Annotated in this window: 6 protein-coding genes and 1 pseudogene; 2 read left to right on the top strand and 5 right to left on the bottom strand. The window is 70.1% G+C overall.

What is annotated here, in order from left to right; all coding sequences use genetic code 11:
• The first annotated feature begins 18 nt into the window (after positions 1–18).
• Positions 19–1,173, top strand: coding sequence for an FUSC family protein (locus tag OG199_RS37390; RefSeq protein ID WP_405833246.1), 1,155 nt, complete (start codon positions 19–21; stop codon positions 1,171–1,173).
• A 490-nt stretch (positions 1,174–1,663) separates the two neighbouring features.
• The gene (locus tag OG199_RS37385) at positions 1,664–3,487 is read left to right on the top strand and encodes an ABC transporter ATP-binding protein (RefSeq protein ID WP_405833244.1); all 1,824 of its coding nucleotides are present in this window, start codon (positions 1,664–1,666) and stop codon (positions 3,485–3,487) included.
• A gap of 33 nt (positions 3,488–3,520) precedes the next feature.
• Here the strand turns inward: OG199_RS37385 and OG199_RS37380 are convergent.
• The 5 genes and pseudogenes from OG199_RS37380 to OG199_RS37360 all read right to left on the bottom strand — a co-directional run.
• Positions 3,521–3,781: pseudogene (locus tag OG199_RS37380) on the bottom strand (GNAT family N-acetyltransferase); the annotation flags it as partial.
• A 47-nt stretch (positions 3,782–3,828) separates the two neighbouring features.
• Complete coding sequence (locus OG199_RS37375) at positions 3,829–5,802, bottom strand: discoidin domain-containing protein (protein WP_405833243.1); 1,974 nt, start codon at positions 5,800–5,802, stop codon at positions 3,829–3,831.
• Between the two features lie 152 nt (positions 5,803–5,954).
• Positions 5,955–9,518: a choice-of-anchor D domain-containing protein gene (locus OG199_RS37370; RefSeq protein WP_405833242.1), complete on the bottom strand. Its 3,564-nt coding sequence runs from the start codon at positions 9,516–9,518 to the stop codon at positions 5,955–5,957.
• A 590-nt stretch (positions 9,519–10,108) separates the two neighbouring features.
• Complete coding sequence (locus tag OG199_RS37365) at positions 10,109–13,300, bottom strand: discoidin domain-containing protein (protein ID WP_405833241.1); 3,192 nt, start codon at positions 13,298–13,300, stop codon at positions 10,109–10,111.
• A gap of 473 nt (positions 13,301–13,773) precedes the next feature.
• A complete protein-coding gene (locus OG199_RS37360) occupies positions 13,774–14,715 on the bottom strand; it encodes a MerR family transcriptional regulator (protein WP_405834792.1) in 942 nt (313 codons plus the stop codon).
• Positions 14,716–14,725: the final 10 nt, after the last annotated feature.

The following is a 14,725-nucleotide window of genomic DNA, read 5'->3' as shown; positions in this document are numbered from 1 at the left end:
GCTGTCACCCTCGAGGCCATGCAGGATTCCATCGTCTTGCCGGGGTACCCCCTGGCCAAGAGGGCGAGGTCGGCACGTCACCTCACCGACCGGTTGCGCGGTAAGCGAAGCAGCCAGGCGGTGTACGGCGTCAAGACCCTGGCCGCGACCATGCTCACCTGGGGTGCGGTAGCCCCGTGGTCCCCCGGGGGGCACCCCTACCTGGCCGTCACGACCGCTCTGCTCGCGGTGAACGCCTCCACGGTGTACCGATCCGTGACGCAGGCCGCGCAGAACATGGTCGCGAGGGTGGCCGGGCTCGTCCTCGCCGTGGTGACCGCCCGGCTGCTGGGACCGACCGCGGGCGGCGTCGTGGCCATCGTGGTCGTCGCCGTCCTGGCGGGCCCTCGCCGTTCCACGGACGACCGTGTGCAGATCGCCTCCACCGCGCTCATCGCACTGGCCGCCAGTGCGGCCGACCCCGTGGGCAGCCTGGTGTCCCCCGTGCTCCAAACCCTCGTCGGCGCGGCTGTAGGCGTCGCGGTGAACGCCCTGGTCCTGCCTCCGCTCTACCTGGACGAATCCGACGCCGCCGTGCGCGGCCTGGCCCACGACATGGGAACCCTGCTGCGTGACATGGGTTCCGGTCTGGCCCAGCGACACCTCACCGTCAAGGCCCACACCTGGCTGCACCAGGCGCGCCACCTGGAAGAACGCTTCACCAGCGCGCAGGAGGACGTGCAACGGGCCGACGAGAGTCTGCGCTGGAACACTCGGTGCGTCGCGCATGCCCGCTGCGAGGACCTGACGTACGCCGAGGCGTACGGCGCCCTGCGCGGAGTCTCGCTCCAGGTCCGGGGGATCGCGCGGACCCTGGCGGACAACGCCCACAACGATCACGCCGACCACCACCTGGGGCAGCAGTTCCTCGACCGGTACGCGGAGACCCTGCGGCTGGCCGGAGACGCCGTCCAGGGATTCGCCGGACCACGTGCGGCCACCGGCCCGTCGGAGGCGGCTCCCCGCGGGCAGCTCCGCGAAGCGATCGACGAGGCGCAGGCCTGGCACGACGCCATGACCGACCTGATCGGCGGGGGCACCCTCGTCAAGCCGGGTGCGTGGTACGTCTACGGCTCGCTCATGACCGACGTGGAGCGGCTGCTCGCCGACCTGGACCACGTCGGCGCGCACTGAACTCCGGACTCCCCCGCGAGGGCTCCCCGTGGAGCCGCGCCGACGTCGACGAGGGCGTCGAAATCGGTGAGCCACCGGAGACCGCGGACCGTCGTCGCCCTACCACCGAAGGCACGCGTCCGTCAGGGACGCAGGACCTTCCGTAGCGCCTGCGGGAAGCAGCGAGGGCGCGGGGTTCCCCGGCCGCGTCGGCGGGTTGTCCGTGCCGGGGAGTCGGGTCGAGTGGTGCGGGCTGTCGAATCGGCCGAGAAATGCTTGGACCGGGCGGTCGCCCGCGCGGGACACTGCGGTCCGTGGCGGAACGTGTGAGTGCGATCACCCGCGGTCATCGAGTGCGCTCAGCCGCCCGTCGCGGGTGCCTGGCGCGCCAGGGGCGACGTGACCCTGCGCACCGAAGCTCCGTACGACCGTCCGACGACGCGACAGTGCCCCGCCGCCGTGGCCGCGGCGGTCGGAGGGGATGTCGTACATACGACACCACGGGGGTGGAATGGGATCGCAGGCACCACCACGCACGTCCCCGCCGGGCAAGGGCTCGGTGGTTCTCGCACTGCGCTACTACACCCGCGAACTGACCCGGCGGCGCCGGCTGACGGCACCCGCGCTGCTGCTCCCCGCCGTCGGCAACATCGGTATCAGCTACGTCGCTCCCCTCATCGTCGCCAAACTCGTCGGCCGGATCGCCGACCACCCCGCGACCACCGTCGACTCCACGCTGCCGTACGTCCTCGCCTTCGCCGGCGTCCTGCTGCTCTCGGAGGCGCTCTGGCGCATCGGGCTGCACTGTCTCAACCGGCTCGACGCGCGCGGCATCGAGCACCTGTACGTGATCGGCCTGGACGAACTGTTCGCCAAGGACGCCGCTTTCTTCCACGACAACTTCGCCGGATCGCTGACCAAGCGGGCCCTGAGCTTCGCCTCGCGCTTCGAGGAGTTCGTCGACACCCTGACCTTCTCGGTCGTGGGACGGTTCGTCCCGCTCGCCTTCGGCGCCGTGGTGCTCTGGCGCTACGCACCCCTTCTCGTCGTCGGGCTCCTCACGATGATCGTCCTGACCGCGGTGTGCGTCGTCCCCTTGATCCGTCGCCGTCAATCGCTCGTCCGCCAGCGCGAGGAGGCGATCGCCCGGGTGTCGGGCCACGTCTCCGACAGTCTGATGAACATGGACACGGTCAGGGCGTTCGCCGCCGAGGAGCGGGAGGCCGCCGAACACCGGTCGCGCGTCGCGGAGTCACGGCGCCTCACCCTGAGATCGTGGGACTACGGCAACCTGCGCATCGACACCCTGGTCGCACCGATGTCCGTGCTGACCAACGTCCTGGGCCTGCTGCTGGCCGTGGCGCTGGGCGGAGGTGACCTCGGTGTGGAGGCGGTCGTGGTCGCCTTCACCTACTACAGCAACGCCACGCGGATCATGTTCGAGTTCAACCAGATCTACCGGCGCCTGGAGAGTTCGATGACCGAGGCCGCGCAGTTCACCGAGCTGCTGCTCACCTCGCCGACCGTGCTCGACCCGCCCTCGCCGGAACCCCTCGGCTCCCATGCCGCTGACGTCCGCTTCGAACGGGTCTGCTTCGCCCACGCGGGCGCGCGCCCCCTCTTCGAGGGACTCGATCTGGCGGTGGCCCATGGATCGAAGATCGGACTCGTCGGCCGGTCCGGCGGCGGCAAGACCACGCTCACCCGCCTGCTGCTGCGGATGACGGACGTCGACGCCGGCCGCATCCTCATCGGCGGGCAGGACATCAGCAGACTCCGCCAGGCCGACCTGCGCGGCGCCATCGCCTACGTGCCGCAGGATCCGGCCATGTTCCACCGCACACTGCGGGACAACATCGCCTTCGCCCGGCCGGACGCCACCGACACCGAGATCCGGCGCGCGGCCGAGGCGGCACACGTCACCGAGTTCAGCGACGCGCTCCCGGACGGCTTCGACACCATCGTCGGCGAGCGCGGCGTCAAGCTGTCCGGCGGACAGCGCCAGCGGGTCGCCCTCGCCCGCGCGATCCTGCGTGACGCGCCGATCCTGCTGCTCGACGAGGCGACCAGCGCCCTGGACTCGGAGAGCGAGCACCTCGTCCAAGAGGCCCTGTGGCGGCTGATGGACGGCAGGACGGCGCTCGTGGTGGCGCACCGGCTGAGTACGGTCGCCAAGATGGACAGGCTCGTCGTCATCGACCGTGGACGGATCGTCGAACAGGGCACCCACCAGGAACTGCTCGCCACGAACGGCGCCTACGCGAAGCTGTGGCAGCACCAGTCCGGCGGCTTCCTCGACGACAGCCCGGCCCGGAGTGGCGGGTGGTCCGGTTGACCGGAGGCGCCCTCCGCGCTGTCGCGCACGAGCTCAACCGGACGGCGTGACCGCGGACCACACGCCCAACCACTGCTCGGCGCCCCACTCCTCGAACCGTTGCAATTCGGTGAATCCCAGCTTCGCCGCCAGGCGCATCGAACGGTCGTTGGCGGTCCGGGGGCGGAGCACGACCGGCTCGCCGGGAAGTGCGCCGGCGAACCAGCCGAGTGCCGCCGCGCACGCCTCGGCGGCGTACCCGCGACCCCATGCCTCCGGCAGCACAGCGGGCCAGACGACGGATCCGAGCTCAGTCATGGAGGGCATCTTGTCCCGACCGTGAGGCCGAGGCGCTCTCGTCATCAGGCGCCGAAGACCTGGAACTCCGAGACCTGCCCGGCCGGCCAGCCGCTGTTGGCGGTGAAGGTGAGTCGTACGTGGCGGGTGGTGACGGTGGAGGGGAGCGTGAGGGTCGCGGTGTTGCCGGTCGCCGGGTCGAAGGTACGGGCCGCCGAGGCGAGCAGCTGGGCGAAGGTGCCGCCGTCCGTGCTGCCCTGGACGGAGATGGTCTGGGTGCGGGTGCTCCAGGCGGTCGCCGGGGGGAGCTTGAGGACGATCCGCCTGACGCCCGTGGAGGCGCCCAGGTCGACCTGGACCCACTGCGGGAAGGCGTTGTTGACGGACTCCCAGTAGGTGTTGGCGTCGCCGTCGTTCGCGTTGCCCGAGCCGTACGTCTGGGTGTGACCGCTCTCCGTGGTGGGTCGGTGGAGGGCAAGGTCGACATCGCCGGAGGGGGCGTCGGTGGTGGCGGTGACCTGGTTGGAGGGCTGCGACACGTTCCCCGCCGCGTCGAGGGCGACGACGTCGAAGGTGTACGCGGTGGCCGCGCCGAGTCCGGTCACCGTGAACGAGGTGGCGCCGGTGGTGCCCACCTGGGTGCTGGTCGAACCGGACACCTGAAGGATCCGGTAGCCGGTGACACCGACGTTGTCGCTCGAGGCGTTCCAGGCCAGCGAGACGGAGTTGCCGGTGTGCCCGCTGACGGTCAGCCCACCCGGCGCGGCGGGCGGTGTGGTGTCACCGCCGGTGGGGACGGTCGGCTGGGTGGGACGGGTGGCGGTCAGCGCAATCTGGCCCTTGAGCATGCGGCCGCCGTCGCCGGTCAGGCGCAGGTAGTAGTCGGCGGAGCAGGCGGTGCCGTCCTCGTCGAGGGCGAGGAACCCGGAGTTGGTGGGCACCCAGGCCTGGGTCTCGGCGGTCTTGGCGATCTGGTTGCCCTCGTTGTACTCGTCGAACATCGAGATGTAGACGCCCTGCGCCCCGGCCCGGACCACGTTGTAGAACTGCCGCCACATGAAGTCGCCGTGCGCGCGCTGGCGTCCGGACAGGTCGCCGGGCAGGACGCACGGCTGGTAGTCGATGCCGTTGGCGTTGCAGTCGGCCTGGTCGCCGACGGTGTAGGTGTTGTAGGCGTTGTCGGCCTCGGTCACATTGCCGATCGCGCCGACCATCCACGGCGAGATCATGTGGAAGGCGTGGTAGACACCCAGGTAGCCGGCCCGTGAGCCCCCGGTGCCCGTCCGCCATTCACGCGGGACGCCGCCGATGACGTAACACCCCTGGCCCTTGAACCAGTTGATGACGTCGAGGCATGCGTCGGCGGTGAAGGGGTGGTTGTTGTCGTCGAAGCCGAAGCCCCAGATGCACACGACCGGCTTGCCGTTCTGCTTCGCGTACGCCGAGGACGCGGTGTGCGCGGACATCTTGTTCGTCCAGTCCGTCTTGATCTCGGACTGCATGTTCGTCCAGTCGGTGACGTCGTACATGATGTAGAACTTCCGCCCGTACGACTCGGCGGCGCTGCGCACCTTGGTCGCCATGGCGTCGCGGGTGGGGCCCTCGCCGCCGGTGGGGTTGAAGCGCTGCAGGGCCGCGGTGTCGATGCCGTTCTGCTGCATCCACAGGAAGTGCGTGTTCACCGTCTGCTGGTCGTACGAGGAGAACAGCGTGGCGGGCCGGCCGTTGCCGAAGGCGGCGTACGACGTCTGGTACGTCCTGGTGTAGTCGCGCATGTCGGGCCAGCACTTGATGCCTGTGTTGGACGGGGACGGCGGCTGGCCCCAGTTCTGGGTCCAGTGCCACCAGCCGTTGATGGGTGCGCCGTCGCCGACGCACGCGAACCAGCCCTGGTAGCCGACGCTGATCTTGCCGACCACGTCGCCCGGCGAACCGGCCGCCGAGGCGGGTTCGGCGAGTACGGTCTCGGCGACTCCCATCGTTCCCACCGCGGTGGCCGCGATCGCGGCCTGCAGGAAGACCCTGCGTGTGACACCCATCTGGACTCCTCAGGTCGGCTGTCGACTTCCGTCGACCACGGGCGTGCGGACTCGGGTGACCGGCACCGGCCGTGACCCTGTGGGGGCCCGGCCCGCCGGATCGGGTGGGTGCCGCCGGGCACGAGCGCGCCCGGCGGCACCCACGGGTCGGATCAGGTGTCCCAGACCTGGAACTCGGAGATCTGGCCGGCCGGCCAGCCGGTGTTCGCCGTCAGGTTCACCCGGAAGTAGCGTTGGGTGGTCGCCGCGAACGTGATGGTGACCGTGTTGTTGGTGGCGGGGTCGAAGGTGTACGTGGCCGACGACTTGACGGTGGTGAAGGCGGAGCCGTCGGTGCTGCCCGACAGGGACAGCGTCTGGTTGCGGGCGCCCCAGCCGGCCGGGAGCTGGAGGACGACTCGGCCGGCGCTCTGCGCGGAACCGAGATCCACCTGCACCCACTGCGGGAAGGCGTTGTTGGTGCTCTCCCAGTAGCTGCCCTGGTTGCCGTCCGTCACGTTCGACGACGCGTACACGTCGCTGTGGCCGGACTCGGTGGTGGGCTTCCCGGCCGCCAGGTTCTGGTGTGCGGCGCCGGCCCCGGTGCCGGTCAGCGCGACCGTGGTCGTGCCGTTCGACGCGTTGCTGGCGATGCCGAGGTCGCCGGTGCGGGTGCCGGACGCGGTGGGCCTGAACGTGACGGCCACCGTGCAGGAGGCGCCCGCCGCGATCGAGGCCCCGCAGGTGTTCGTCTGCGAGAAGTCGCCCGTCACGGTGATGCCGGAGACGGCCGCGGCCGCGGTACCGGTGTTGGTCACCGTCACCGTCCGGGCGCTGCTCGCGGTGTTGAGCGCCTGGGTGGGGAAGGACAGCGACGTCGGGTCGGCCGACAGGGTCGCGGGCGAGGAGCCGCCACTGCTGGGGAACACCTGGAAGCCCGACAACTGGGCCGCGTTCCAGCCCGTGTTGGCGCTGATGTTCACCCGCACGTACCGCGCGGTGGTGGAGTTGAACGTGATCGTCGCCGTGTTGTTGTTGGCGTTCGGGTCGAAGGTGTACCCGGCCGAGGCCTTGATCGTCGAGAAGCTGGATCCGTCCGTGGACCCCTGCACCGACAGGGTCTGTGTGCGAGCCGACCATGCCGTCGCCGGCGGGAGCTTGAGCACGACCTTGCCGATGCTGAAGTTCTGGCCGAGGTCGACCTGGGCCCATTGCGGGAACGAGCCGTTCGCGCCCTCCCAGTACGTCGACGCGTCCGGGTCGGTGAGGTTCGAGGGGACGTACGGGTTGCTGCTCGAACTCGCGGTCGCGGGCCGTCCGGCGGCGATGTCGGTGCCGCTGTCGATGCCGCTGCCGGACAGGGAGACGGTGGTCGGGCTGTTGTTGGCGTTGCTGGTGACGGTGAGGTTGCCGGTACGCGGTCCGCCCGTGGTGGGCTTGAACCCGACGTTCACCGTGCAGGACGCGCCGACCGCGAGGGTGGCGCAGTTGTTGGTCTGGCTGAAGTCACCGCTCGCCGCGACGCCCGAGATGTTCGCCGACGCGGTGCCCGAGTTGGTCACCGTCACCTTCTGCGCGGCGGCCGACGAGCCGACCACCGTGCCGTCGAAGGACAGGCTCGCCGGGTCGGTGTTCAGGACCGGGCCCGGCGCGGTGCCGGTACCGGACAGGCTGACCGTGTTGGTGGTCCCGCCCGCGTTGACGGTCAGGGATCCGTTACGGCTGCCGGTCGCCGTCGGCGCGAACTTCACACTGACGGTGCACGAGCCGTTCGCCGCGATCGACGAGCCGCAGGTGTTGGTCTGGGAGTAGTCGCCGCCGGCGGAGATCGACGAGACGGATGCGGCGGTGCCGGTCGGGTTGGAGACCGTCACGGTCTGCGCGGCGCTCGTCGAACCCGTCGCGACCGAACCGAAGTTCAGCGCGCCCGGGGTGGCCGTCACGCCTTCGGACGGGTAGGGCGGGTAGACCGGAGCCGGCCAGCCACCGCAGTACGGCGTGCCGCTGATGCCGGAGTTGCCGCCGCCGTCGGTGACGGCGAAGTTCCCGCCCGAGCAGTTGTACACCGGGGACGAGTAACCGACTCCGGTTGCCGTGACGTTGGTGAACTTGGCGGCGCCGCCGGTCTGCTCCTGGAGCGCGAAGGTGCCGGTTCCGGCGATGGTCACGTTGTTGAGGTTGACCCCGCTGATGGTGCCCTCGACCCACTGGACGGCTTCGTACGGGCTCTGCTGGATCAGCGCGTTGGTCACGTTGACCGGACCGGTGATCGCGCCCTGGCTGCCGTCGAACCACAGTGCGCCCACACCGAACTGCCAGTTCGGGTCGAGACTGCCGGCGCGGATCATGGTGTTGTCGGAGATCGTGGTGGTGCCGACCGGCGTCGAGGTGAAGCGCTGCCCCACATGGATGCCGCCGCCCTGGGCGAGGCCGGTGTCCACCACCCGGTTGCCGCTGACGGTGTTGTCGTGGCCGCCGTAGATCGCGATGGCGTTGGCGAGGATCTGCAGGGATACGGTGTTGTTGGAGATCGTGTCGTGGGCGTCGGCACCGATACCGGAGTCCGCCCAGGTCGCGATGCCGTCGTCACCGGTGTTGCGGATGTCGCTGTTGGTCACCTTCGAGTTGGTGACGGCGCCGTGGAAGTTGATGCCGTCCGCGGTGGTGTCACGGATGCGCATGCCGGTGAACGTCAGCCCGTCCATCGGCCCGTCCATCCAGGCGCCGACCTTCATGTGGTCGATCCACACGCTGGAGACGGTCGAGTCGCTCATCGCGCCGCCGATGCCGTTGACCTGGGCGCTGTCGTCGCGTTCCTGCACATTGCCGAAGATCGCGAAGTTCTGCAGGCGCACGCCGGTGCTCGCGGAGGGCGCGGAGTTGCCGTAGAAGCCGGGCGCCGTGCCGGTGACCGTCGAGTACCACATGCCGGCGCCGGCGATCGTGACGTTGTTGACGCTGATGTGGCCGGGGATGTTGTAGGTGCCCGGCGGGATCCACACCGTGCCGCCGGGTCCGGCGGCGCTGATCGCGGCGTTGAAGGCGCTGGTCGCGTCGTTCGCACCGGTCGCGTCGGCGCCCTTGCTGGTCACCGACACCGACCCCGAGGGTGCGGTCAGGGCGGCGCCGACCTGCTCGAAGTCGGCGAAGTCGATCGTGTACGAGGAGGCGGTGTCACCGGAATCGACCTGCAGCTTGAAGGTCGTTCCCGCCGGATAGGTGGTGGAGAACAGGCGGTGGGCCTCGTCGTAGAAGTGGTGCGGGTTGTTGCCCGGCGAGTTGGTGAAGGGGTAGCTGCCGTAGTACCAGCTGTAAGCGTTGGTCAGGGTGAAGTCGGGCTGCTTGACGCCGTTGACGTACAGGGACAGCGGGGCGGTGTAGACCGAGCCGTTCGAGGTGTCGGGGATGCTGTACCGGAAGTTGATCGAGTTGGTCGCCACCGGCGTGGTGAACGTGACGTACTTGCCGGTGCCCTGGAGCGTCGTCGCCTTGCGGTACGACGCCTCGTCGGCCAGCTGGCCCTGGGTGTAACTCGGGCCGATGGGTGTGCCGTTGGTGGCGGAGTTCTCCGCCTGCACCTCGACGTACGGCAGGCTCGCGCCGCTGCCGCCCGTGGCGGCGGCCGCCGCCGCCAGAGCGGGTTGGACAGTCAGAGCCAGGACGCCGACGGCGGCCACCATCGCGGTGGTGACCGCCCAGACGAGGGCTCGTCTCAGATCTCGGATGGAATGGAACACTGGACCACTCCTTTCATCACGAAATGCCGGAACTGTTCGACTGGCGCCGCCGGGGAGGGAGGGACGGGAAACAAGTGAGAACTCAAGCAATCGGCGCAGACCGGCGCGGAGCCGGCACACCTCGCCGGACCCATGGACCGTGATCGGCGAAGCGACTCGAGGGGAGGTGGGGGACGGGGGGAGGTGAGAGGGGGCGGTGACGACGCAAGGGGGACCGTAATATCCGTGACATGAACGCGCAATAACTGAACAGGACTTTGCAATATAAAAAATGTAGCCCGCAAGATCTAATGTGAGGCTTCGGGGCTGCGGCCGGTACCCGGCTGCCCAGGGGGTGGCGGGACGAGGGAACGGGCGCGCTCCGTGGCCCGCTCCGACAAGCCGTGCGGGACACCCCGGTTCGCCCGGTCCGTTCCAGTGGATCGGCGCCGGAACGCGCGGTGCGCGGTGGCTCGCGCGCGAACGCCGGCGGTGCTGTCGCGCGGCCGACGTCACCCGGCAGGACGGGCGGTCGCGCTGCTCTCCGGTGGCCCGAGCGGGTCGACGGTGCCGCCGGACGGGGTGGCCGGCGGCACCGTCGAAGGGCGGGGTCAGGAGTTCCAGATCTGGAACTCGGACACCTGGCCGGCCGGCCAGCCGCTGTTGGCGGTGACGGTGACGCGGAAGTAGCGCTGGGTGGCGGCGGGGAAGGTGAGCGTGACGGTGTTGCCGTTGCTCGGGTCGAAGGTGTAGGCGGCCGAGGACTTCAGGGGCGTGAAGGTAGTGCCGTCGGTGCTGCCGCCGAGGGTCAGGGTCTGGGTGCGGGCGCCCCAGGTGGCGGGCAGCCGCAGGACCACGCGGGAGGCGCTCCGGGCCGAGCCCAGGTCGACCTGGACCCACTGCGGAAACGCGTTGTTGGCGCTCTCCCAGTAGGAGCCCTGATTGCCGTCCGTCACGTTCGACGACGCGTACACGTCGGTGTGGCTGGACGCGCTGGTGGGCTTGCCGGCGGCGAGGTCGGTCTGGGTGCCGCCGGTGCCCGACAGGGCCACCGTGGTGGGGTTGCCGGTCTGGTTTCCGGTCAGGGTGAGGGTGCCGGTGCGGGTGCCGGACGCGGTGGGTTTGAAGGTGACGGAGACCGTGCAGTTCGCTCCGGCGGCCAGGGAGGTGCCGCAGGTGTTGCTCTGGGCGAAGTCACCGCCGGCGGTGACCCCCGTGATCGAGGCGGTGCCGGAGCCGGAGTTGGTGACCGTGACGGTCTGCGCGGCGCTGGTCGTGTTCACCGTCTGGTCGGCGAAGGTCAGTGAGCCGGGAGACGTGGTCAGCTTGGCCGACGGCGAGCCGCTCCCCGCGGCGAGGACGAGGTGGTTGATGTTCCAGCCGCCGCTGTCCTGGTGGAGAGTCAGAGTCTGCCGGCCGGCGGGCAGGACCACGTGTGTGGTCACGGTGGCCCACGTCTGCCAGTCGCCGGTGGCCGGCAGGTCGACGGCTCCGGTGAGGTCGGTGCCTGCCGTGTCCGACAGGTGCAGCGCGCCGGCCACCGCGGACGGAGCCGCCACCCGGAGACCGAGGGTGTAGGTGCCGGCCGTGGCGACGTCCACGGTGTAGCGGAACCACTGTCCGCCGCTGGTCCAGCCCAGGTTGTAACCACCGCCGGTGTCCGCGGTGTTGTCCAGGTCCACCCCGTCGGCACGGTAGGCGTTCGCGTTGCCGTTGACGGAGGTGACGTTGTAGGCCAGCCCCTGGCCGCCCGTGTCGTAGTCCTCCGCCTGCACCGTGCCGGGCACGGCGGCCGGGGTGCCTCCGTAGGGTCCCTCGGGGGCGGCCGGCGGCCAGTCGTTGTCGCTCAGCGTCGCGACGAATCCGCTGGAGTTGTTGACGAAGGCCGAGGCGCCGGACCCCAGCCCGGTGACCCGGTTGCCGGTTATCGTCGCGGAACCGGTGGGCGCGGGGTAGAACGGCGGCGAGATCGCGATGCCGTTGCGGCCGGGATTGCTGACCGTGTTGTCCCGCAGCAGGGTGTTGGTCGAGGTGGAGAAGCCGATCCCGTCGTAGAGGGAGCCGGTCACGGTGTTCCCGGTCACCGTGACCTTGTCGACGATCCCGGCGTTCTGTCCGTCGCCGCCGTTGCCGATGTGCAGGGCGGGCTGGCCCTGGCTGTAGGCGTTGCCGCCGGAGCGGACCACGGTGTTGCCCGTCACGGTCGCGGACAGCAGGTCGCTGCCGTTGACACCGAAGCGCCCCGCTCCGAGACCGATGTAGCGGGCCGTGTCGCTGATGTAGTTGTCCTTGACCTGGTGACCGCTGCCCCCGTAGATCCCGACGCCCTTGCCGCCCCACGGGGCGATCGAGGTGTTGTCGCTGACGGTGACATTGGTCATCGGGTTGTAGTAGGTCTTGGAACCGTCGCTGTTGGTGTTGTAGTTCACCGAGTTGATGGCGATCGCGTCGTCCCCGGTCCCGCGGACGAAGTTGTCGGTGACCGTCAGGTTGTTCCCGGTGTCCGCCCCCAGCGACACGTTGTTGACGTTGATCCCGTCCGCCCAGATCGACGTCAGGCGGCTGTTCTGCACCTTCCCGCCGGTGCCGGAGGCCCAGAAGCCCGACATGGTGTGCTGGGTCCAGATGCCGTCGGCCAGCCAGTCGGTGCCGGTGGTGTCCATCGCGCCGCCGTCCCCGCCGATGGTGCTCCGGCTGACGGCGTTGGCGTCGATGTGGAAGTCCCGCACGGTGCAGGAGGTCAGATTGAACAGTGCGGGCAGCGGTGTGCTGTTGGGGACCGGGACGTCACGGTAGATCGTGCTGTACCACATGCCCGCACCCGCGAGGGTGATCCCCTGTGCGTTCAGTCCTGCGGTGCCCTTCACATAGAAGGTGCCCTGCGGGATCCACAGGGTTTTGCCCTGCGACCGGGCCTGGTCGATGCAGTTCTGGATGGCGGCCCGGCTGTCCACCGACTGGCTGTCGGCCGCGCCGTTGGTCGGATGGTCGTCCGCCACCGCACCGCAACTCGTGATCGAGATCGAGTTCGCCGGCTGTGTCAGCGGCGCCGGCGGGTTCTCCACGTCGAGGGAGTCCACGTCGTAGAAGGACGCGCTGTTGTCGGAGTCCTTCCGCAGCGAGAGCGTGGCGCCCGCCGGGATCGGGGACCCGGTGACGAAGGTGTGCGACTCGTCCCAGAAGACCCTCGGGTCGCCGTCGGCGGGGTTCTGGTTGTCGCTCGTGTTGTAGTTGCCGTTGCCCTCGTACACCCAGGTCTGCCGCGAGTTGAGATTCAGCGCCTGCCGGAACACCCCGTTGACGTACAGGTTCAGTGTTCCCGTCGCACCACCGCCGGCTGCCGAATCCGGCATGCTGGCGCGGACGTTGAGGAAGGAGATCGGCCGCCCGGTGGTGTTCGTCCACTGCACCGACTGGCCCGTGCCACCCAGGTGGACATAGGAATGGCCCGAGGCCTCCAAGGCGGCGCTCGAGTACTGCGTCGTCGGCGCCGAGGTCAGCGACCGTACGGCCGCGCCTCCGCCCGGCGTTCCCTCCTCGGCCTCGTAGACCGAGAACGGAGTCGTCGCACCCACCGCCGCCGCGCTCGCTGCCGTCTGTGTCTGTGTCTGTGTCTGTGTCTGTGTCTGCCGGGGAGTGTGGGCCGTCGGGCCGGCCCGGAGCGCCTTGGACGGTGGCGCCTCCTGTGTGGCGGCGGCCGGTAAGACGGACACGCACATCGCGCCGACCGCGGCGACGGCGGTCACCGCCAGTCGGCCCCCGGCGCGGCGGATGCCGCGCCGGGGTCTCGGGATTGTCAGCATGTGATGCTCCTTCAGGAGTGCGGGAAACCGGCGCCCCGACCGTACAGAGCCCGCATCCACCCCGCTAGATTCCGACGAAGCAAAGAATGAACTCTGCAAGCACATGCAAGTGGCTTGCGAAGAGCTGCAAAATATCGATGTCGCATGACACGGGCTCGGCATCCTTCCGGAACGGAGATTCCCGTCGCGGTGCGCACCTGCAGAGGGTCACGAACGGTCGGTGCTCGCGGGGTCGGCCTGTCAGGCCGACGGATCGTGCTGCTGCGGTTGCCCTGCCCCGCCCACGTCGCGGGTGTTCGCCTTCATACGGCTGCTACCGCTGATCGACCGCTGTGAACAGCCCGGGTCGCGGCCTTCATCGCCGTGTCTCGGACCGTCCACCACTCACCCCGCCGTCTGCACCTGGACAGGGCCGTGATGTCGCTGGTTACGGTCGACGGCGGCGGCCTTCAGCTCCCCTGCTTCGTCGTGATCTACGCGGCCGCGGCGTTGTCCCGCTCCAGTGCCGCGCACAGCCAGTCGTCCGCGGAGCCCGGGGTCGGTTCCGGCCTGCCGCCCGGCGGCGTGAGCACCACCGCCGTCAACTCCCAGTACCGGTCCAGGCGCGGCTCGGCGGCGAGCCGGACGGCCAGCAGGCGGCGGAACTCTCGGCTGTCGCGGCTGCCGTACGCGCTCGCGTAGGCAGCCACGTAGGCGTCCAGCGCCTCACCCGGGTACGGATCCCGTGCCCGCCGCAACGGGGGGCCCGCGAGCTCGTACGCCTCGGCGAGGCCCGCGTACAGCGCGGCCGCCCCATTGGCCCCTGCCACGCGGTGCACCTCCGGCTGGGGCTGTCGGCCGCCCGGGCAGGGAGCCGTCGTCATCGCATACAGCTCGGCGAAGGCGAGCACCTGCGCCGGGTCCGGCTCGTCGGGCGGCTGCGGAACGGCCACCTCCAGGAACGCCGACGTCGCCCGGGCCGGCATCCGCGGCGGCAGCCAGGCACGCCAGAAGCGGGCCAGTGGCGCCGTGCTCGGCGGGACTTTCACCGCGCCGACCAGTCGCAGCCGGTCCGCCCGCTCGACGGGCGGGCACTCCCGCACCAGCCGCAGCGCCGCCTCCCGCCAGCGCAACGCCCTCACCTCACTGCCCAGTTCGCGCAGACGACCCGCGACGGCGTCCTCCAGCACCCGGCCCGCCGCACCCTCGTCCTCGACGACCCGGCGCACGTCCGGCAGGGGCAGGCCGAGGGTCCGCAGGGAGCGGATCAGCCGCAGCCGTTCCAGCGCCTCAGGGCCGTAGCGGCGGTGCCCGCCGCCGCTGCGGGGGGCCTCGGGCAGCAGACCACGGTCGGAGTAGAAGCGGACGGTCTTCACCGTGACACCCGCACGCTCGGCGAGCTCACCGATGCTCCAGACAACCTCGTGCGACGACAGTTGAACCTCC

The organism is Streptomyces sp. NBC_01176 (assembly GCF_045039825.1).
Lineage (GTDB): Bacteria > Actinomycetota > Actinomycetes > Streptomycetales > Streptomycetaceae > Streptomyces.
Note: the sequence above shows the minus strand (reverse complement) of the source record. Positions and strands in the feature narration are given on the sequence as shown.